Annotated in this window: 19 protein-coding genes; 12 read left to right on the top strand and 7 right to left on the bottom strand. The window is 42.1% G+C overall.

Features of this window, described 5'->3' with window-relative positions; all coding sequences use genetic code 11:
* Nucleotides 1-55: 55 nt before the first annotated feature.
* From F887_RS03065 to F887_RS03075, 3 genes are read left to right on the top strand one after another with little or no spacing between them, the layout of a single operon-like run.
* Nucleotides 56-715, top strand: a complete 660-nt coding sequence (locus F887_RS03065) for a phosphoribosylanthranilate isomerase (protein ID WP_005296707.1) — start codon at nt 56-58, stop codon at nt 713-715.
* Nucleotides 696-1,940: a tryptophan synthase subunit beta gene (trpB, locus tag F887_RS03070; protein WP_005296704.1), complete on the top strand. Its 1,245-nt coding sequence runs from the start codon at nt 696-698 to the stop codon at nt 1,938-1,940. The genes F887_RS03065 and trpB overlap by 20 nt, the downstream gene beginning before the upstream one ends.
* Nucleotides 1,941-1,949: 9 nt before the next feature.
* Nucleotides 1,950-2,462 carry a DUF1543 domain-containing protein gene (locus F887_RS03075; RefSeq protein WP_005296701.1) on the top strand — a complete coding sequence of 171 codons (513 nt, stop codon included), beginning with the start codon at nt 1,950-1,952 and terminating at the stop codon, nt 2,460-2,462.
* Between the two features lie 61 nt (nt 2,463-2,523).
* On the opposite strand, the gene F887_RS03080 is transcribed toward F887_RS03075, so the two are convergent.
* On the bottom strand, nt 2,524-4,302 hold the full coding sequence (locus F887_RS03080; protein ID WP_005296698.1) for a bifunctional metallophosphatase/5'-nucleotidase: 1,779 nt from the start codon (nt 4,300-4,302) through the stop codon (nt 2,524-2,526).
* Nucleotides 4,303-4,516: 214 nt separating this feature from the next.
* On the opposite strand from F887_RS03080, the gene F887_RS03085 reads away from it, so the two are divergent.
* Nucleotides 4,517-5,512 (top strand): DUF2804 domain-containing protein, encoded by a 996-nt coding sequence (locus F887_RS03085; RefSeq protein WP_005296695.1) that lies wholly within the window; start codon nt 4,517-4,519, stop codon nt 5,510-5,512.
* Nucleotides 5,513-5,567: 55 nt separating this feature from the next.
* Here the strand turns inward: F887_RS03085 and F887_RS03090 are convergent, their stop codons facing one another.
* Nucleotides 5,568-6,443: a metal-dependent hydrolase gene (locus tag F887_RS03090; protein WP_005296693.1), complete on the bottom strand. Its 876-nt coding sequence runs from the start codon at nt 6,441-6,443 to the stop codon at nt 5,568-5,570.
* 116 nt (nt 6,444-6,559) lie between these two features.
* Here F887_RS03090 and F887_RS03095 point away from each other — a divergent pair, with 116 nt between their 5' ends.
* Complete coding sequence (locus F887_RS03095) at nt 6,560-7,582, top strand: AraC family transcriptional regulator (protein WP_005296691.1); 1,023 nt, start codon at nt 6,560-6,562, stop codon at nt 7,580-7,582.
* Nucleotides 7,583-7,850: 268 nt separating this feature from the next.
* Here F887_RS03095 and F887_RS03100 read toward each other — a convergent pair whose 3' ends face one another.
* The gene (locus F887_RS03100; protein WP_005296688.1) at nt 7,851-9,182 is read right to left on the bottom strand and encodes a Na+/H+ antiporter NhaC family protein; all 1,332 of its coding nucleotides are present in this window, start codon (nt 9,180-9,182) and stop codon (nt 7,851-7,853) included.
* Between the two features lie 275 nt (nt 9,183-9,457).
* On the opposite strand from F887_RS03100, the gene trpA reads away from it, so the two are divergent.
* The 5 genes from trpA (at nt 9,458) to F887_RS03125 (ending at nt 14,531) form a co-directional block, all read left to right on the top strand.
* Nucleotides 9,458-10,261, top strand: coding sequence for a tryptophan synthase subunit alpha (trpA, locus tag F887_RS03105; RefSeq protein ID WP_005149961.1), 804 nt, complete (start codon nt 9,458-9,460; stop codon nt 10,259-10,261).
* Nucleotides 10,258-11,154 carry an acetyl-CoA carboxylase, carboxyltransferase subunit beta gene (accD, locus tag F887_RS03110; protein WP_005296685.1) on the top strand — a complete coding sequence of 299 codons (897 nt, stop codon included), beginning with the start codon at nt 10,258-10,260 and terminating at the stop codon, nt 11,152-11,154. Before trpA ends, accD begins: the two co-directional genes overlap by 4 nt.
* The gene (gene folC, locus F887_RS03115; RefSeq protein ID WP_005296683.1) at nt 11,151-12,437 is read left to right on the top strand and encodes a bifunctional tetrahydrofolate synthase/dihydrofolate synthase; all 1,287 of its coding nucleotides are present in this window, start codon (nt 11,151-11,153) and stop codon (nt 12,435-12,437) included. Before accD ends, folC begins: the two co-directional genes overlap by 4 nt.
* Entirely contained in the window at nt 12,428-13,504 is a 1,077-nt protein-coding gene (locus F887_RS03120; protein ID WP_005149969.1) for an SPOR domain-containing protein, read from the top strand. Before folC ends, F887_RS03120 begins: the two co-directional genes overlap by 10 nt.
* A 91-nt stretch (nt 13,505-13,595) precedes the next feature.
* On the top strand, nt 13,596-14,531 hold the full coding sequence (locus F887_RS03125) for a DUF6929 family protein (RefSeq protein WP_032863179.1): 936 nt from the start codon (nt 13,596-13,598) through the stop codon (nt 14,529-14,531).
* Between the two features lie 136 nt (nt 14,532-14,667).
* On the opposite strand, the gene F887_RS03130 is transcribed toward F887_RS03125, so the two are convergent.
* From F887_RS03130 to F887_RS03140, 3 genes are all read right to left on the bottom strand, one after another.
* On the bottom strand, nt 14,668-15,252 hold the full coding sequence (locus tag F887_RS03130; protein ID WP_005149973.1) for a dual specificity protein phosphatase family protein: 585 nt from the start codon (nt 15,250-15,252) through the stop codon (nt 14,668-14,670).
* Nucleotides 15,249-16,067 carry an MBL fold metallo-hydrolase gene (locus tag F887_RS03135; protein ID WP_005296678.1) on the bottom strand — a complete coding sequence of 273 codons (819 nt, stop codon included), beginning with the start codon at nt 16,065-16,067 and terminating at the stop codon, nt 15,249-15,251. Before F887_RS03135 ends, F887_RS03130 begins: the two co-directional genes overlap by 4 nt.
* Before the next feature lie 379 nt (nt 16,068-16,446).
* A complete protein-coding gene (locus tag F887_RS03140) occupies nt 16,447-17,082 on the bottom strand; it encodes a peroxiredoxin (RefSeq protein ID WP_005296677.1) in 636 nt (211 codons plus the stop codon).
* Between the two features lie 362 nt (nt 17,083-17,444).
* On the opposite strand from F887_RS03140, the gene secA reads away from it, so the two are divergent.
* Both secA and F887_RS03150 read left to right on the top strand, forming a co-directional pair.
* Entirely contained in the window at nt 17,445-20,168 is a 2,724-nt protein-coding gene (gene secA, locus F887_RS03145) for a preprotein translocase subunit SecA (RefSeq protein WP_005296675.1), read from the top strand.
* Nucleotides 20,169-20,314: 146 nt separating this feature from the next.
* Nucleotides 20,315-20,719: a thioredoxin domain-containing protein gene (locus tag F887_RS03150; protein ID WP_005296673.1), complete on the top strand. Its 405-nt coding sequence runs from the start codon at nt 20,315-20,317 to the stop codon at nt 20,717-20,719.
* Between the two features lie 64 nt (nt 20,720-20,783).
* On the opposite strand, the gene lpxO is transcribed toward F887_RS03150, so the two are convergent.
* Nucleotides 20,784-21,689, bottom strand: coding sequence for a lipid A hydroxylase LpxO (gene lpxO / locus F887_RS03155; RefSeq protein ID WP_005296671.1), 906 nt, complete (start codon nt 21,687-21,689; stop codon nt 20,784-20,786).
* Nucleotides 21,690-21,714 lie beyond the last annotated feature (25 nt).

The raw sequence follows: 21,714 nt of genomic DNA, 5'->3' as shown, positions 1-21,714 counted from the left end.
AAATTGCATTACAATGCGAGAGTTTCAAAAATATTCAGTTTAAATTGGACAGCTCATGCGCCAAAACCAGATGCGAACTCGCGCCAAGATTTGTGGAATTACCCGAGTACAAGATATTCATGCAGTTGTACAATCAGGTGCAGATGCAATCGGTTTTGTATTTTTTCCGCCAAGTCCACGTCATGTCAGCATTGAACACGCTCAAATATTGGCACAACAAGTTCCTCCTTATGTACAGTTGGTAGGCTTATTTGTAAACGCAAGCGCTGAAGAAATTCAAACGGTGCTTGATTCAGTTCCTTTGGATGTATTACAACTACATGGCGATGAAACGCCAGAACAATGCCAATTCATTGCAGCACAATGCAAACGCCGTTGGTATAAGGCTATTCAGGTTAAACCCGATTTAGATGTTGTGGCTGAAATCCAGCGCTATCAAGCAGCGGGCGCCAGTGCAGTTTTATTAGATGCATGGCATCCTGAGCTAAAAGGCGGTACAGGGCATCGCTTTGATTGGGAGCAATTTCCCCAACTCAATATTCCACTAATTTTGGCAGGCGGATTAACCCCTGAAAATGTGAGTGAAGCTATTGATACTACAGCCGCTTTTGCTGTGGATGTCAGCGGAGGCGTCGAATCCGCAAAAGGTATAAAAGACCAACAACTCATTGAAAAATTTATGCAAGGAGTCCAACGTGGATCAGCAAAACTCTAATCAAGAAAATCAGGTTATTGATTACACCCAGTTTCCAGATGCGCAAGGGCATTTCGGTATTCATGGTGGACGTTTTGTATCAGAAACGCTGATGGCTGCACTTGAAGACCTCGAAAGTCTTTATGGTCGTATGAAGAATGATGCTCAATTCTTGGCAGAGTTTGATCGTGATCTTGCGTTCTATGTTGGTCGTCCTAGTCCGCTTTATTATGCTGAGCGATGGTCTCAGCACCTCGGCGGTGCGCAAATTTACCTGAAACGTGAAGACTTAAACCATACGGGTTCGCACAAGGTCAATAACACCATTGGTCAGGCTTTATTGGCAAAGCTTTCAGGTAAGAAGCGCATCATCGCGGAAACAGGAGCAGGTCAGCACGGTGTGGCGACGGCTACCATTGCAGCACGTTTGGGGATGGAATGTGTGGTGTACATGGGCGCTGAAGACGTGAAACGTCAGGCTATGAATGTATATCGTATGCGTTTGTTGGGTGCGACGGTTGTACCAGTACAAAGTGGTTCAAAAACATTGAAAGATGCCATGAACGAAGCGATGCGCGATTGGGTCACCAATGTCGATAGTACCTATTATGTGATTGGTACTGTTGCCGGTCCACATCCATATCCACAACTCGTTCGTGATTTCCAGTCGATTATTGGTCGTGAAGCTCGCCAGCAAATCCAAGATCAAGCAGGACGTTTGCCTGATGCTTTAGTGGCGTGTGTCGGTGGAGGTTCAAATGCGATGGGCTTGTTCTATCCATTCCTGAATGATCAGGATGTGAAAATGTACGGTGTTGAAGCGGCAGGTTATGGCATTGAAACGGGGAAACACTCAGCGCCATTAAATGCAGGACATGTGGGTGTGTTACATGGTAACCGTACGTATTTGATGTCGGATGAGCAAGGCCAGATCATTGAAACACATAGTATTTCAGCTGGTTTGGACTATCCAGGTGTAGGTCCTGAGCACAGTTTCTTAAAAGATATGAACCGTGTGGAATATGTGCCAATCAATGATGATGAAGCCTTACAAGGTTTCCGTGATCTCACTCAAATCGAAGGGATTATTCCTGCGCTTGAAAGCTCACATGCGATGGCTTATGTCACTAAGCTGGCACCAACCATGTCGAAAGATCAAATCATTATTGCCACGGTTTCAGGTCGTGGTGATAAAGATTTAATGACGGTTGCACGCATTGATGGCGTTGAAATGGTCGAGATGTAAGCTGTTCCTATGCCAAGTTTGTTTATGGTGATGTTGGGTGGCCGACATGCCAAAGCCAATATGGAAGTACATGATGTGGTGATGGCGATTGGTGAGACATTGCCAGAGCTTACACCACAGTTGAAACAGGCTTGGTTTGGTGAACTCAAAGGTTTACATATTGATGCTTGGGCTCAGCTTACGGGTGTGCAATCGCAAGGTGCGAATTATCAAATTCAGTTCTCAGACGCTGCACCATCAGCGTCTGATGCAAAACTATATTTAATAAATTTGGGTGGATATACACCAGATGCATTTGGTGAGTTACATCGCTATCATCTTGTCGTTGCGTCTGATGCTGTGACTGCAAAACAGTTAGGTAAACAATTTATCGAGCAACACTGGGATAAGCCGCATACGGATCGTGTCGTAGATGTCGACGACTGCATTCCGATAGATCATATTGCAGGACGTTATATCCATTTAGTTCAAGGTGAGTTTAGTCCGATGATTTGGGAAAATACCTATCTGACTTTGGATTAATCCAATATGAAATGAAAATAGGGAAGCAGTGGCTTCCCTATTTTTTTATTATGGATACAGCTTATGGCAGTAATTTGATTCGATCTGTTTTTGGTGCAGTTAATGGAGAATACTGAGACACATATTTTTCTAGTGCATCAATATCTTGTCCACCACCGACAGGATTTTTACCTTCTTTTAATACCGTAAAGTTATCACCGCCATCGGCAAGGAAACTGTTCACCGTAACACGATAAACCTTCGTATCATTTAAAGCTTGTCCTGCAACTAAAATATTGCTGGCACGCGGTGACGTCGAATTGTCTTTCTTATAGGAATAACTGAACTCTTTGGATGGCTGTAAGATACGTACCGTGGCTGTATTGGCGCCAGACCATTGCTGTTCTAACACATCGCGAATCTGTTTGCCTGTTAGGCTGAGAGTCACAATCGAATTGCCAAATGGCTGTACTGTAAAGACATCACCAAAAGTGATCTGATTACTGCTGTTCACCAATAAGTCGGCACGAACACCACCCGGATTCATCAGGGTAAAGTCTGAACCTTGATTACTCGCAGTTAAAGCCATGGCTTGTTGTGCATCGGCAATTAAATTACCGAGTGCGCTTTCACCACTTTCTGTTGCATTACGATTAATGACACCATTGGCTGTACCAACGACACGTGCCGAAATGGTGGTGACAGCTTGGCGATATTTATCAAGGATCGCTTCAATGCTTGGCGTTTTATTAAACTTCTCATATAGATCCGTTAAGTTCACTGTGGTTGAGCCAGAGGTATAGGCTTCACTTTGAATCGGAACTTGTTTGGCATCCTTTTTAATGACATTACCCGTTTTGCCGTCCAGTTCTAATTGGATGTTGGTAATCGCCGTGCCATATTGTCCCGCAGACGTTAGTAAGAACGGTTTTTGTGGATTCTTGGTTGAGTAATCACAAATATAAGATTGGTGCGTATGACCAGAAACGACCACATCAACCGCAGGATCTAAACGATCAAGGATCCCGAGTAACGGACCGCTGAGACCATCACAGGTTTTTTTATTAAATTTGGTACTTGGTGCAACACCTTCATGCACCACCACCACAATCGCTTCAATGCCTTGTTTCTTTAACTCTGGAATTAAGGCATTCACCGTATCCGCTTCATCATTAAAGTTGACATCTTTAATACCCGCAGCCGACACAATGCTCGGCGTCGCTTTCAACGTCATGCCAATAAAGGCAACAGGAATGCCACCATAGGTTTTGACTTTATAAGCAGGGAATAATGTTTTGTTTGGATCCGTCTTCATCGAGACATTGGCAGCCAAGAAATTGAATTTAGCGCCAGGAAATTCTTTATTAATTTGACACGGTTTCGCACTGGTATATTGCTGACAGCCACCATTTTGCAAACGACGAAGTTCATCGGTTCCACGGTCGAATTCATGATTACCCACCGCATTGAAATCAATCTGGATATCGTTCATGGTTTCGATGGTCGGCTCATCTAAAAACAGTGATGAAGTGAGGGGGGAGGCGCTAATCAAGTCACCTGCAGAAACCACAGCATTGTTGGGGTATTGGGAGCGTAACTTTTTTATCGCATCTGCAAAGTAACTGACCCCACCAACAGGAATACGTACTGTTTTACTACTATCGCTTGGATCATCTGCTTCGATAAAGCGTTTTGGTGGCTCCAGATTACCGTGAAAATCATTGAAAGCGAGGATATTGATACTTTGGTTTTTGCGTTCTGGCGTTGGTACTTCGTTATTATTATTGTCATCATTACACGCCGTTAAAGACAGCATCATGAGACAGAGTACATTTGCTTTTAATAATTGTTGAGTCATCATGGTTTTTTGATCGAGTGGTATAAGATTGTTTTTAAAATAAAACTTCTGTATGAATTTTTGATGAAATGATGAGCTAAAAAAGTTCGTTAGGAGCTTGGCTTATTCGGATAAAAGGTGAAGTACGAGGTATTTAAAAATATAAAAATAGTAGTAAATTTGATCACTTACCGTCTATTATGGGCATAGATGCGACCTAGCAATCATGGAATATAAAATGGATTTGATACAAGCCAATGGTCAACCTCGTTATGGACGTTTTGATCAAGTACCTTCGCGGATTAACTTGGAGGACTATATCTATAAAACGCCTTATGGACAGATACTCAAAGGTTGGCGCAAACAGCTTAAATATAAGAAGTTTAAATTCTGTGGTTTGCAACATGAGCATTACAGCATTGGCGTGGCGATTGTTGATTTATCTTGGGCAGGACATGGTTTCTTTTATGTTTATGATCATCAAACCCAGAAAGTGATTGAGTGGAATGCGATTCAGCCACTGGCATTCAAAACACAGCTTGATGAGCAACCATTATTTAGTCAAAGCTATTTTAAGAAATCAGCCTATCAATTCGATATGCAACATGCCAATGGCGTGCGTTATATCCAAGTGACTAAACATGGTGAAATTCAGTTAAAAGCACGGATTTTTTGCGCAGGTACCGATGCACTCAGTTTATGTAGTCCGACGGGGATTAATGGTTGGACCTATACCCAGAAGCAAACCACGCTGGCAGTTGAAGGGTTCTTTATCAGTCCTGATCAACAACAGATTGAATTCAATGCGCATAGCCTTGCAGCATTAGACGATACCTGTGGTTTTTTGCGACCTGAAACGGCTTGGTTTTGGCTATCTTGCCAGTTTCGTGATGCGCAGGATCGGCGTATTGGCCTTAACCTTGCTTCAGGTGTGAATGAAAGTTTTGGTAATGAAAATGCTTTGTGGGTGAATGGACGTTTGTATCCACTGACGGATGTTCTATTTGAACAGCAAAATGAAAACACATGGTCGATTCGTTCTTTGGGGGGATGTTTAAATCTAGTAGTGGAAACAGGTTGGTGTCGTTTTGAGAATATTAACTTGCGTTTGATTGGCAGTCAGTTTAATCAATGGCAGGCCAAAGTCAGTGGGACGATTGCGCATGAACAGGTCGAATTAGTGTCATTAGATAGCCAATATGGTTTGTTAGAACAACATTACGCGAAGTGGTAACAACGGAAATAAAAAATCCCCTCAATCGAAAGGGGATTTTTTTATGGGCAATGAACTAAATTCCTGCTTGCCAAAAAGCTTCACCCGCAGCAATAGGATCATTGGTTTTAGCCAAAGTATCAATCCAGACATCGTATTGGCGAATCACTGGGTGTTGATTTGGATGGAAATCTTTTTTAAACCAGTCGCTATATTGTGCTCTTTTTGCAGTCAAAATACCGTTACGACCAAAGAACCACGGTAAACCTTTACGTGCCATATCAAAACGTTGTCTCAAGTTGAAACCATCTGTTTTGAGCATCACATCTGTACGATACAAGGTAAAACCAAACATCATCACTGTGGTAAAGACCAAGGCAAAGCGACGGGTTGCTTCGGGCACTTCACCAACTTCGCGCATCACATCAAATGCCACATCACGATGTTCCATTTCTTCAATCGCATGCCAAGCAAAAAGTGCGCGAACAAAAGGATCTGCTTCTGCTAAAGTTTCCTTTTTACTATAAAACGTATCTGCCATCAGTGCGGTTAAATGCTCGGCTGCTGCGGTCATGGCAATGTTGTATTGGGGAGAGCGATTGTTAAGTTCAAATCTAAAAATTTTCTTTAAGCGAGTGGTGAATTGATCCACAGGCATGCCTTGATCTTTCATGACCTGATTCATTTTGTCATGTGCAATGCCATGCTGTGCTTCCTGACGGATAAAATCAGCGACACGTTCCTGTAAGTCTGGATCATCAATTTTGTCACGGAATAAACGGACAGATTCAATAAAATAACGTTCGCCATCAGGGAAGGTTAGGCTGAGTGCATCAAACATACGGGTGCGGAACGGGTCTCCCCCAAACCAGAAGCGTGGTGCTTGATCGAGATGGAAGTCCAACTTTGTTCTCACCACAGGATCAACTTGATAGGAAACATGTGCATTCATCTTGACTATTCCTTGTTTTTCTTCATGAACTCAGTATGAAAAAACTCCGATGAAATGTTTTGACAGTTACAGCCAAGTTTTATACAAATAACGACAGATCAGGATGAGATTGGCGTATGTCAGTTAAAATAATCATTGGATATTTGCGATTGTTTAATCGTGTTTTACAACAGGAACAAATTGATTTGTCTAAAGTTGTTGCGCCTGAACTTTGGCAAGCCTTTCAAGCCTGTTTAGAAAATCCAGATGAAAAAGACTTTGATGTTGAACGCTATGCCTTATTGCTACAGGCTGCTCAGCCACACTTTACTCGTCCAATTACGTTGGTACTGGCGGAACATGCCAACTTACAAGATTTGGGGTTAATGGGCTATTTGGCATCGACCAGTATTGATCTACAGCAAGCCCTGCAATTATTACAACGTTATTATTCTTTGGTGTTTAAACAGACCAATTTAGAGCAGCTCGATGTACAACAATTTTCTGAATATATTCAAATCGTTTGGAGTGCATCCTACAGTGATTATCGGGAAATGTATGAGTTGAATCTGGCCTTGATCTTTAAAATTTCACAATCGATTGTGCAAGATGCTTTGGTTCCCCCTCAGATGATTCAATTTGGTTATGCACCGCATACTGCGCTTTATCATTTTGAAAAATTTTATGGTTGTCCGATTCAAATTCAGCAGGGGCAATATGCCATCCGCTTTTCCAATCAAATTTTAAAGGCAAAAAGTATTGCCGCGGATCAGCAATTGAACCATGTGTTATCCACTCAGGCACAACAGTCATTGAACAGTGTCAGTTCTTTTGAGGTTCAGCAGCAGCAGTTTCGTCAGAAGATACATAGCTTTATTGATCAAGGTTTAGTGCAGCAGGAAGAGGTGTTGCAAAGTTATGTCGCCAAACGTCTGCATTGTTCGGAGCGGACTTTACAACGTCAGCTTAAAGCCTATGAACTGAATTTTCAGGATGTGCTGGATCAGTATCGTTTGGAGCAAAGTAAGCTGTATTTGCAACAAGGTAAGTCTTTTTCAGAGATTGCAGAGCGGCTTAATTATGCAGATCAGAGTGCGTTTGGAAGGGCATTTAAGCGTTGGACAGGAATTACTCCCAAGCAGTTTTTAAAATCTCTGTAGATTTAAAATGAATCTTTTCACTAGATCCTTATTTAAATGGGGGAGGCTCAACGGAGTCATGTTGTATTCTCATCTAATTATTGGATAAACCTTAGGTTCGACCTACTTTTGTTTTGGCAAAAGTAGGCAAACCATTGTCATTCACATGAGGAGCGATTGAAGCTCCGCAAGGTTCACTTCCTCATTCTTGCGCTTCACCAAAGCTTTAGTCGCTTTGGCTTGCTCAGGTTGTGAACGACATTTTCGAGTCTCATATTCGTACAGGATTTTAACGTGTTTTTAGGCGTGGATAATTAAAGACGATGGCAAGGACTGCGCAAATCGCAAGAATCCAGCAATAGTAGATATTGCCAATCAATTCAACGGGTGAGAGTTTGGCAATTGAACAGGCAAGTAGTAACTGCGCGCCGTAGGGAATAATCCCCTGAATGACACAAGAAAAAATATCGAGGAATGCTGCACTACGTTTGGGGTCAACGCCATATTCTTTTGCCACTTCACGTGCCATATCGCCAGAGAGAATAATTGCAACGGTATTATTGGCCACAAATAAATTCGAGAAGACCACCAGAAAACTGATACCGAATTCACCTGCACGTTGTTTGCCGAATTTAAACAGGCGAGTAATGGCATAGATACGTTGAATCAACCACTGCAAACCGCCTTCTTTTTGCATCAAAGTTGATAATCCGCCCAGTAACATGGAAAGTAATGCCACCTCAAACATGCCAACAAAACCATCATAAATCGCGCTATTTAACTTGAGTAAGTCAAAGTCTGGCTTTTCAATCAGTCCCATCAAGCCCGATAAAATCACACCGATCATCAGCACTGCCAGAACATGTAAACGGGTAAAAGCAAGAAAAAATACAGCCAAATAGGGCAGAATCAGCCAGATATCATAAGGGGTTGATTGAATTGCCTCCGCTTGATGGCTCATTGAAATATAAACCATTAAAGTAATGATAGCCGCGGGGAATGCAATCCAGACATTAACTCTAAATTTATCTCGAAGTTCAACATTTTGGCTACGTGTTGCCGCAATCGTGGTGTCGGAGATCATCGATAAATTATCGCCAAACATGGCACCACCAACCACAGCACCAATCGCATAGATAGGTGCAATATCAGTGGCTTGGGCGAAACCAAAGGCAATCGGTGCACAGGCTGCTATGGTGCCCATAGAGGTTCCCATTGCGGTTGCAATAAATGCTGCAATGATAAACAGCATAGGCAACACATATTCAGCTGAAATCAGTGAGAGTCCGAGCTGTACGGTTGCATCGACACTGCCAATCGCACTGGATACACTGGCAAAAGCCCCTGCCAGCATAAAGACCATAAACATTAAGATTAGATTGGGATGGCTGGCACCGTGTAAGAATTCTTCAATTGCTGCATTGAGTTTTTGTTTGTATAGCAACATCGCCAGAATCACGGCTGGAATCGCGGCCACGGGTGCTTTGACCTGATAAAAGGCAAATTCTGTTCCGATTATTGAATGATAGACACCACTCCCGAGAAAGATGATCAAAAATACCAATAGCGGTAGCAAAGCAAGAGCATTGCTTTGTACTTTTTCCTGAAGGTGGGCAGACATAAAAATAAAAAGAAAACTTAAAAATTGCGGCTAGTATAAAGGAGCTTGGCGTATTTCTAAAATGCAGTGTGATCAGGCCAAAATTAGGAAGCTTTGATCATTGAGAAAAAACTCAAAATATAGATAAATGTAGCAAGGCTGTTGTAAGTAGCAAGATTCACTGTCTCAATCACGTCAAACTCTGTTCAATGAACAAAAAATAGCGTTACAATGCAGTGTTTTTGTATGACTACAAACAACTCCTTAATTTATATAAATCAGGAAAGCATAATCCTATGTCACGTCTTGCCACTCGTTTTGAACAGCTTAAATCTCAGCAACGTAAAGCGCTTGTTTCTTATGTGATGGCAGGTGATCCGCATCCGCAGGTAACTGTTCCACTGCTTCATCAAATGGTTGAAGCAGGTGTTGATGTGATTGAATTGGGTCTCCCATTCTCTGACCCGATGGCGGATGGCCCTGTGATTGCTTTAGCTGCTGAGCGTGCTTTGGCAGGTGGAACCAATACCCTTGATGCATTGGATATGGTGAAAACCTTTCGTGAAAAAGATCAAACAACACCAGTGGTACTGATGGGATATTTAAATCCTGTTGAAGTGATTGGTTATGAAAAGTTTGTTGCTTATGCGAAAGACTGTGGTGTTGATGGTGTCCTTTTGGTGGATTTACCACCAGAAGAATCGAAGCAATTAGGTGAAGTTCTTAAACAAAATGGAATGGATCAGATCTTCTTGCTTGCGCCAACTTCAACCGACCAGCGTATTCAGCATGTGGTGAATCAAGCCAGTGGCTTTGTTTACTATGTGTCATTAAAGGGTGTGACAGGTGCAGCAACTTTAGATACTTCTGAAGCAGCAGCACGTATTGCAAAAATTAAGTCTAAGACTAATGTGCCAGTGGGCGTCGGTTTTGGAATTAGTGATGCTGCGTCTGCAAAAGCGATGGGTCAAGTTGCCGATGCCGTTATTGTAGGAAGTGCTTTCGTTAAATCTTTTGCGACATTGCCAGCGGATGAAGCTGCGCAACAGACGGTGAATAAAGTGAAGGAGCTTCGAGCGGCGCTCGATGAGTTAGTATGAGTCAAGAGTTAACGTCAGGGAAGGTTCTTAACCCTTCAACACCTTGGACTGATCGTCATGTCCCTGGTATTCAGGTTGCAGATCAACAGCAGATATTTAAATCGACTTTTACTGAGCCTACGATTGAATGTCCTGAGTGTCATGCACTGGTAACGCGTACGGCAATGTCATTTAATGCCTATGTGTGTCCTCAATGTGATGAACACTTACGTATGCGTGCCCGTGATCGTTTGAACTGGTTCTTTGATCAAGTGAATGGTGAGTTGGGGCAAGAATTTAGTGCCAAAGACCCATTAAAATTTGTTGATAGCAAGCCTTACCCAGATCGTATGCGTGAGGCGCAAGATAAAACGGGTGAAACTGAAGCACTTGTGGTGATGCAAGGTTCACTCAAAGGTTTGGACTTGATTGCTTGTGCATTTGACTTCGACTTTATGGGTGGTTCAATGGGAACCGTCGTTGGTGACCGTTTTGTACAAGCGGCTGAACGTGCAATCGCATTGCATCAACCGATGATCTGTTTTGCTGCTTCTGGTGGTGCGCGTATGCAGGAAGGCATGTTGTCTTTGATGCAAATGGCACGTACAGCAGCTGCAATCCAGAAGATGAAAGAAGCACGTGTTCCTTATCTGGTGGTATTAACCCATCCTGTGTATGGCGGTGTGACTGCATCATTGGCGATGTTGGGTGATGTGCATATTGCTGAACCGAAAGCCATGATTGGTTTTGCAGGCAAGCGTGTGATTGAGCAAACCGTACGTGAAAAACTGGAAGAACCGTTCCAGCGTGCAGAATATTTGCTTGATCATGGTGTGGTCGATCAGATCGTTCATCGTCATGCATTACGTGATACTGTATACAGACTTGTCGCTAAGCTGATGAATTTACCTTGAAACCACTCGCTCCACATTCAACAGATACATTAACAACATGGCTCGATTATTGGGGCCATGTTCATGTTACAGGCATTGATTTAGGTTTAGAACGTGTCATTCCCGTTGCTGAAAAGCTCGGTGTGATGCAGCCTCAAGCGAAGGTGTTTACCGTCGCTGGGACCAATGGTAAAGGTTCAACCACCACGACCTTGGCTGCGATTTTAAATGCGCAGGGCTATAAGGTTGGCTTATATCAATCACCGCATATTTATCGCTTTAATGAACGGGTAAAGCTGGCGGGTGCTGAGGTTGATGATCGAAGTCTGGTTGATGCTTTTGTTCTGGTTGATCAAGCACGACGTGAATGTGGTTTAAGTTTATCTTTTTTTGAAGCAACCACTTTGGCTGCTTTTGTTATTTTTAAACAACAACAATGTGATGTTTGGGTACTTGAAGTCGGTCTTGGTGGTCGTCTCGATGTGGTCAATGTCATTGATCCTGATGTCGCAGTGATTACCAATATTGGTTTAGACCATGTGGATTGGCTCGGTGATACGGTCGAAAAAATTGCATTTGAAAAAGCAGGGATTATTCGTCCGAATATTCCTGTGATTTTTGCCGGTCAACAAACATTACCACAAGCGATTCAAGATAAAGTGGCTGAAACTCAGGCCCAGTTATATGCGTTGAATCGTGATTATTTTTATCAGTTGAATGATGATGGCCAAACATGGTCATTTGCGTCTTCTGGAACCACATTACAACTGCCTATGGGACAGCTTGCGCTGGATAATATGTCTACCGCAGTTGCCGCTGTATTGGTGAGTGGTGTTGAGGTTTCGCAAGCAGCGATTGCAACGGGTATTCAGCAAGCACGCTTACAAGGCCGTTTTGAAATACGACAAATCCAAGATAAAACCGTGATTTTTGATGCTGGGCATAATGCGCATGGCGTCGAATTTTTATTGAAGCAGTTGCGAAAATTCTTAAAATACAATAAACAGTACACAGACGTTGTTGCAGTATTTTCTATGTTGGCAGATAAAGACATTGCTTCTGTCACCGATTTACTAAAAACAACAGTAAAAGATTGGTTTATTGCTAACTTAGATGTGCCTAGAGCCGCACCAGTGCAACAGATACATAATGCATTGCAAGGGCAACAGGTATACGAGTTTGGCAGTATCCAGCAAGCGTTTGACACTGTGCTGAAACAAAGTAATAACAATCAGCTGATTTTAGTCTGTGGTTCGTTTCATACCTTAGAAGCGGTCTGGGAGTATTTAGAAGAATGTCGATGAATAACAAACAACGTTGGATGGGCGGCGTTGTTCTACTCGGTGGTGGTGTTTTATTAGCTGCATTGCTGTTAAAGGGCAATGATGAAATTGAACAAGATCACACGCAAGCTCCAGTTACTCATCCGATTCCCAAAACTGAGTCTAAACCGAAAACTGCACAGCCAGCACAAGACAGTGAAATGGTGTCATTACAACCATTGGCTGTTGATGTGGAAACAGAAAAGCGTTTATTGGAAGAGCAGCGTCGTTCACGTGAAAAAGCAGTCGCTGAACAAGAAGCACGTGCAGCTGAATTCTTAAAGATGCAGCAACAGGCTGAAGCCGCAGCGGCACGTAAAGCCGCGGAAGAATACGCAGCGATTAATGCGCGTCGTACAGCAGCGCAAGAAAGTTCGGATAATATTCCGCCAGAATTGGTTGAAGACGAAAAAGCCAAGGCTCAACGACTTGCGGATGAAAAGCGTAAAGCGGATGAAAAGAAGCGCGCTGAACAGCAAAAAACAGATCAACAAAAGTCTGATGCCGATAAGAAATTAGCGGAAGATAAACGTAAAGCCGAAGCTGACAAAAAAGCAGCAGAAGACAAACGTAAGGCCGAAGCTGACAAAAAAGCAGCAGAAGATAAGCGTAAAGCAGAAGCCGCAGACAAGAAAGCCGCTGAAGATAAACGCAAAGCCGAAGCTGACAAAAAGGCAGCAGAAGATAAGCGTAAAGCTGAAGCTGACAAAAAAGCAGCTGATGAGAAAAAACGTAAAGCTGACGAAGATAGCAAGAAGAAAGCTGAAGCTGAGAAAGCACGCGATCTGATGGAAAATGGCGATAAAAAGTGGATGGTACAAGTGGCTTTGGCTGCAAACCAAGCCAATGCAGACGCCGTTGTATCAAAATTACGTGCCAAGGGCTACAAGGTAACGACCAGTCAGACCTCGAAAGGGATTCGTATTATGGTTGGACCAGCCAAAGATCGTGATACCGCAGATAACACGCGTAAGAAAATCACAACGGATGAAAGCTTAAATATGAAATCTGCTTGGGTGATTGATTGGGTTCCGCTTGACCAGCGATAAATGCTGATCTTCCCCTAGACAAATTTGAACAATCTCGCAGGCGTTAATCACCCTGCGAGTATTCTATTGAATAGGGGGAAGCAACGTGAACATACCTACTGATGTTCGGATATTAGAACAGTTTATTTTTGAACATGGTTCTGCGATTAGTGCACTATCTGGTGTTGCTTGCGTGGGTGAAGACATTTATTTTGTGGGTGATGATGTTCGTTACTTACTCAAAACCAATCGAAACAATAGCTTGTTCAGTGCAACGGTTTTTGAAAAAGTCCCGTTATCTGAATCGTCTGAACCCATACCGCTAATTGCGTTAAGTAAAGAAAAAAAACCTGATTTTGAAGCATTAACCTGTCTCATCTTTAATGAACAGCCGCAATTATTGATTATGGGGTCGGGTTCTACAGAAAATCGGAAACAAGCATTACTTTATAATCCATCTAATAATCAAATCAGCATTTTTCTGGATGCCGTTGATTATCACTTTTTAGAAAACAGCATTGAATTAACGGGTGGGGCTGATCTCAATATAGAAGCAGTATGTTCAGACCATCGTCATCTCTATATCTTTCAACGTGGCAATATTAATCGCCATCATGGTGTTTTAGTCTTTGATTTAGCCAAAATGCAACAAGGGAAATCGTTAGAAAATGCACTTATCAACTCGCTTAGTCTCAACTTACCTGAGATTGAGGGGGCTGCGAGTGGGATTTCCGATGCCTATTTTTTTGTGGATAAAAATCTAATTGTTGCCACGGCTGCGGTTGAGCAAACATTAAATACCTATGATGATGGTGAGGTGTTAGGTAGTTTTATTTTGCTGTTTTCGCCAGATGGTCAAGCGTTATCCAGTCATTTGATTCAGGATGCAGAAGGTAAAACGCGACCATTGAAAGTTGAAGGGATTACTTGGCTAGAGTCGCGATCTGATGGCGAAGTATTTTTATTGGTGACCGACAGTGATGGTGGTGATTCCGAAGTTTTGAAGGTATTGCTGGCTCATTCGGCTTTTGAAAAATCAGATGTTTAAATGAAAAGTACTGGATGGTTATGCAATTTTGAGCAATATGCTTTGCAGGCTGCTCGATAATAACTGGATAAGTTCGTTGGCTTAATAAGCTCTATTTCTTCGTAAATAGAGCTTCATCTACAATAAATCCAATATTTTAACGAGATGGGTTCGACAGTTGCTGTTGAATCCATTTTACGTTTTCAGGGGTAAATAAGTGATCGATATTTTTCCAGATTACATGGAAGCCATATCCGCCTTGTTTCATCTCTTTTACTGCATCTTCTATAGACCAGTTTTCAAAGATAATACGATACATGGCAATGGTTGCACCGGTGCGGTCAGATCCATGATAGCAATGCACTAAAATTTTATGATTCTTTTGTTTGGCAGTTTGAATGGCCTGCATCGTATGTAACAGGTCTTCACGATTAATCGCCCAGGTATAAATCGGAATATGCACAAGATTAAAGGGTTGATCTTTTAAAACCTTAGCATCTTCGTTCCTGGCGCGTAAATTAATCACTGTATCGATTTGATACTGCTTTAACGTTGGGATTAATGCATTGCTAGGCTGATCACTGCGGAACACATCATTACTGATTTGATAAAAATTATGCGTATTGGAGATCAGTGTGCCCCAGTTTTTGGGACGTTGCTCATCATCCAAACTTGGGTGTTTCATACACCCGCCAAGTGTTAAGGTTGAAACAAGAGCAACGGTAATGAGTGTTTTTTTCATAGGCTTGACTGATAACGATTGAATTCGACTGGATCGTGCGCACAAATTAACTCAATGCTTGGCTCATGTTGAGCGAGATATTGTAACTGTTTCAGGTTTTGCAGACGTAGTTGGTTGTCTTCGGCCAATAATCGCTCAGTCAGGTCTAGCGCTCTGAGTTTATTTTTCGGATTGAGTTCTAAATGGGTGTAATAAGCATCACCACAGAATAAAACCCAGCCATCAGACTTCTTAATGGCAATACCACAATGTCCAGCTGTGTGTCCTATCATGGGAATCATCAGGATTTCATCTTGAAATAGAGCCAATCCTTTAACTTTTTGTAGATTAAACCAAGATTCGCCCTCGCTATGTTCGGCAAAGTTCCAGTATTGATGTTGTTTAAATTGCTCGGTTTTATAACGAAGCCTGCCTTTGGCGGTAAGCGATTGTGTGGCATTAAACTCTGCGGCTAAAAGGTGCACTGTGGCATTGGGAAAATCGGAAATTCCGCCTGCATGGTCAAAATCCAGATGGGTCACAAAAATATGTTTTACATCATTGGGATTAAACCCGAGTTGTTGAATTTGTTGGATGGCGGTGAGTTTTAAATTCGGGACAATTGAGCCAAACTGTTTGAGTAAACGGCCCAAGCGTTGTTCCGTGTGCAAATAGTCTTGAAGCCCTAAGCCAGTATCAATTAAGACTAAGCCACGATCAGTTTCAATCAATAGACAATGGCAGACCAGATGCGCTTTCCAGCCTTTTTGCCCAAACAACGGCGCGCAAGTCGGGCAGAAACTGCCACAATGCAGATGATGGATATTGTAGATCATGATGCTTTTTTTATTGTGTGGCGGATCGAATTATTTTTATAACCGATTGATTCATAAATACCAAAACAATTTTAGCTTGGATATAAAAAAGCCTATCTAGGGGATAGGCTGAGATGCATGTTATTCAGTTTGAATATTATTTTATTATGACTTTGTTCTATCTTTTACGTACTCCGTTTGTCTTGTACAGCCTTACTCACAGCATAGCTGTTCGTCTTCTTACGGAGCTTTAGTCGCTTCTCAGGAACGAGCGTTGCTCGTCTCTATTGCTACGCGCTTCGCTTGTCTTGCACTGCGATTAAAGCATACGCTTTAATCTCTTAATTCACAGCATAGCTGTTCATCTTGCGTTTCGGAACGAGCGTTGCTCGTTTGATCCTCACTCAGGCTGGGGGGTTAATCTTAAATAAGGTTTAACTGCTTTATAGCCTTTCGGGAAGCGTTGTTTGATTTCTTCCTCATCTTTCAATGAAGGAACAATGACCACATCTTCACCATGTTGCCAGTTCGCAGGGGTTGCCACTTTATGCTTGTCTGTTAATTGCAGTGAATCAACCACACGCAATACTTCATTAAAGTTACGACCTGTTGAGGCTGGATAAGTAATAATCAAGCGAACTTTTTTATTTGGATCAATAATTACCAAAGAGCGTACTGTTAGGGTTTCGCTAGCATTTGGATGGATAAAATCATAGAGCTCAGACACTTTACGGTCTTTATCCGCAATGATTGGAAAATTAACAGTCGTATTCTGTGTTTCGTTAATGTCCTGAATCCAGCTGTGATGTGATTCAACATCATCAACCGAAAGTGCAATCGCTTTGACACCACGCTTGCTAAATTCATCTTTGAGTTTTGCAGTGAAGCCAAGCTCTGTGGTGCAGACAGGCGTAAAGTCTGCTGGGTGTGAAAATAAAATCCCCCAACCATCACCTAAAAATTCATAAAAATCAATGTTGCCTTCACTTGATTGTTGCTGGAAATTCGGGGCGATATCGCCTAAACGTAGTGTCATGATCAGTCCTCAATACATTCTTTATGTTTTTGTCTGTATCCAATATGCAGCATCTACTTTATAAATAAAAAGATTGTTTTTTCATTTTGTTATGAGTTTTTGAGATATTGAGTGGTGACTATGCTAAAAAATGATCAGAAATACACATTCAAATCGATGTAAGTTCAGGGCAAATTTGCTACATTAACGCTCTTTGGTTGTGTAATGTCAGAATCGCCTCGCAGATTTTTTTACCTGTTTGGATGCAAAGCACTTGTAGTTCTTATTTCTGACTCCATAATAACAGCTAAGAAAAAATTAACCGACCTAGGGTTTGTTGAATTAGACAAACCTTATAACAAACAGGATTAGAGAGTTTATTCATGTTGGCAAGTCTGATCGGAGGTATCTTCGGTACAAAAAATGAGCGTGAGCTCAAACGCATGCGTAAAATTGTTGAACAAATCAATGCGCTTGAACCGACGATATCTGCTCTTAACGATGCAGACCTCTCTGCAAAAACTCCAGAATTCAAACAACGTTTTAATAATGGCGAAAGTTTAGATAAATTATTACCAGAAGCTTTTGCGGTGTGCCGTGAAGCAGCAAAACGTGTCATGGGCATGCGTCATTATGACGTGCAGCTCATCGGTGGTATTACCTTACACGAAGGTAAAATTGCTGAAATGCGTACAGGTGAAGGTAAAACCCTGATGGGTACTTTGGCTTGTTACCTCAATGCATTAAGTGGTAACGGTGTTCACGTGATTACCGTGAATGATTACTTGGCACAACGTGATGCTGAGTTGAACCGTCCGTTATTCGAATTCTTAGGTCTCAGTATTGGCGTGATTTACTCCATGCAGATGCCTGATGAAAAAGCACAAGCCTATATCGCTGATATCACCTATGGTACCAACAATGAGTTTGGTTTCGATTATCTACGTGACAACATGGTGTTTTCTCTACAAGAGAAAAAACAACGTGGTTTAAGCTATGCCATTATTGATGAAGTTGACTCAATTTTAATTGATGAAGCGCGTACACCATTGATCATTTCTGGTCAAAGTGAAGATTCATCGCAGCTTTATCAACTGATTAACAGTATTCCTCCAACGTTGCGCCCTCAAAAAGAAGAGAAAGTGGCTGATGGCGGACATTTTTGGGTGGACGAGAAACAACGTTCAGTTGAAATGACTGAAGTGGGTTATGAAACGGTTGAGCAGAAACTCATTGAAATGGGGCTGTTGGCTGAAGGTGAAAGCCTGTATTCAGCAACCAATTTGAATTTGGTTCACCATGTCACTGCTGCGATTCGTGCGCATTATCTCTATCAAAAGAATGTGCACTACATCATTGGTGTGAATCCACAGACTCAAAAAGAAGAAGTCATTATTGTGGATGAGAGCACGGGGCGTACCATGCCTGGTCGTCGTTGGTCAGAAGGTTTGCACCAAGCGGTTGAAGCCAAAGAAAACATGGAAATTCAACCTGAAAACCAAACGCTTGCAACCACAACTTTCCAGAATTATTTCCGTTTGTATAAAAAGCTTTCAGGTATGACTGGTACTGCCGATACCGAAGCTTCGGAAATGAAAGAAATCTATGGTTTAGATGTCGTGATTATTCCGACACACCGTCCAATGGTACGTGTTGATCATAACGACTTAATTTATTTAAACCGTAATGGTAAATACACTGCGATTATTGAAGAAATTACCAATATTCGTCAGCAAGGTGTTGCACCGATCTTGATTGGTACGGCAACCATTGAAGCGAGTGAAATCCTTTCTTCTAAGCTATTACAAGCAGGTATCCATCACGAAGTTCTGAATGCGAAGCAGCATGAGCGTGAGGCGGATATTATTGCGCAAGCTGGTAGTCCAAATGCCGTGACCATTGCAACCAACATGGCGGGTCGTGGTACGGATATTTTGCTGGGTGGTAACTGGAAAGCTAAACTTGCCAAAATTGAAAACCCAACCCCTGAAGATGAAGCACGTTTACAAGCGCAATGGGAAAAAGATCACGAAGACGTTTTAAGTTCGGGTGGTTTACATATCATTGGTTCTGAGCGTCATGAATCTCGTCGTATTGATAATCAGTTGCGTGGTCGTGCAGGTCGTCAAGGTGACCCAGGTGTATCGCGTTTCTATTTATCACTTGAAGATGATTTGATGCGTATCTTCGCGGGTGATCGTGTGGTTGCCATGATGCGTGCAATGGGCTTACAAGAAAGTGAAGCCATTGAACACAAAATGGTCAGTCGTTCAATCGAGAATGCACAACGTAAAGTTGAAGCTCGTAACTTTGATATTCGTAAGAACCTCTTGAAGTATGACGATGTCAACAACGAACAACGTAAGATCATTTACTCGCAACGTGATGATGTCTTGGCTGAAAGCTCACTTCAAGACTATATCGAAGAAATGCATCAGGAAGTGGTGAAAGGGTTAATCGCCAACTTTATCCCACCAGAATCAATCCATGATCAATGGGATATTGAAGGCCTAGAAAATGCATTGCATGCTGATTTAGGCATTGAATTACCTGTACAGCAATGGTTAGACCAAGATCGTCGTTTAGATGAAGAAGGTTTAGTGGCGCGTATTTCTGATGAAGTAATTGCGCGTTATCGTCAACGCCGTGAACAAATGGGGGATGAGTCAGCAGCAATGCTTGAGCGTCACTTCATGTTGAATTCACTTGATCGTCATTGGAAAGATCATTTGGCTGCGATGGATTATCTACGTCAAGGGATTCACTTACGTGGCTATGCGCAGAAAAATCCTGAACAAGAATACAAGAAAGAAGCGTTCAACTTATTTGTAAATATGTTGGGTGTAATTAAATCTGATGTGGTGACTGATTTATCTCGTGTGCATGTACCGACTGCAGAAGAGCTAGCTGAATTAGAAGCACAGCAGCAACGTCAAGCTGAATCTATGCGTTTGTCTTTCGAGCATGATGATGTGGATGGCTTAACGGGTGAAGTCACTGTTTCTGAAGAAGTTGTTGACCATACATTCCCAGTACCAGAAAGTCGTAATGCGCCATGTCCATGTGGCTCTGGCTTAAAGTACAAGCAATGTCACGGTAAAATCTAAGTTTCGACTTAGATTAAGCTGAAATAAAAAGCAGAGCATTGGTCTCTGCTTTTTTTACGAGAATTTACTTGAGTCGAGGCACGCTTTGTAGTTTCATTATTGGACTTATAGATCTTGATTGAGTTCGCATTAAAAGCGGGAAGACAATGAAAAAACCATTACAACTTTTAATTTTGGCAAGTGCGGCGGTATCTGGTTTTGCATTTGCAGATGAAGCGCCACAAACCACGACTGTCGATAAAGTATTGGCAGCCAAAGGTACCAATACCGCTGAAGCGCAAATAAAACGCGAAGTGACGACTGTCGTGAGTCCACGTACTGGTATTCGCTATACACTAGGTGATACAGGTAATCGCCCAATCGTATTGCAAACGGCGGCTATCGCACCTGCAAACTCTGCCAATATCAATCGTATTGTGGCATCGAACCCTGCATTATCAGCACAAAGCCAAGAGAAAGCCAAGGTTGCTTTAATTGGTGAAACGGCGGTTCAAGCTGCCAATGCTGCAGCTGCACAAACAGCAAGTACACAGATCGCAAAAGCAAATTAATCACGATTTGTTTAAAAGAAAAAAGAGATGCACTAGGCATCTCTTTTTTTATAGCACGATTGGGTTATAGAAAACTTGGTAATAAAATTAAGCCAATCAACACAGCAAATAACAACCACTTAGACACATAGTACAATGGGCGGTTACGCTCTTTTAAACCGCGGCCATAGTGATGCACTGCATAACCATATTTGAAAATACGGTTGATAAAACCAGTTTTGTCCTGATCATCATTGGGTGAGCTGGCTGCCGACATTACATTACGCCCGAACCAATAATTCAATTTTTGTGCCCAGCCCCATTTCATCGGGCGTTCGATATCGCAGAACAAGATAATACGGGTTTCATCGGTCTTGTTTTCAGCCCAATGTACAAAGGTTTCATCAAACACGGTTGCTTCGCCATCTCGCCAGCTATAACGCTCTTGATCGACTTCAATAAAACAATCATCGCTATTTGGCGTGACCAGACCCAAGTGATAACGCACTGAGCCTGCATAAGGATCACGATGCTTGCCTAAATAACTGCCAGAAGGGAGTTCGGTAAACATTGCTGCTTTGACGGAAGGAATGCTTTCCAGTAGGGCCACTGTTTTTGGGCACAGTTGCTGAGCTGAAGGATGGCTGTCTTGATACCATTTCAGATAAAAACGTTTCCATCCACGTTTAAAGAAGGTGTTAAAACCTGCATCATTATTTTTTTCAGACGCTTTAATTTGATTTTGCAGTTGAATTGCTTCTTCTCGAATCACTTGCCAATTTTCTTGCAACGGTTTCAGTTCAGGGAACTGTGCCACATCGAAGAAAGGTTGGTTCGGCAATTTAGAAAAACCCGTCATGAACATGTTCACGGGTGCTAAAAATGTCGAATGGTCAAATAATTGTCGAGATGCTTTTAATCGTTCCTTACCTCGAAAATAGGTATATAAAAAGCTGATTAAAAATACGGCAACGATAATCACTGCGTACATAACACAATCGTCTAAAGAAAAATGA

This window comes from Acinetobacter sp. NIPH 2100, assembly GCF_000369805.1.
GTDB lineage: Bacteria > Pseudomonadota > Gammaproteobacteria > Pseudomonadales > Moraxellaceae > Acinetobacter.
The sequence above is the reverse complement of the archived record's forward strand: the minus strand, read 5'-3'. Positions and strand labels throughout refer to the sequence as shown.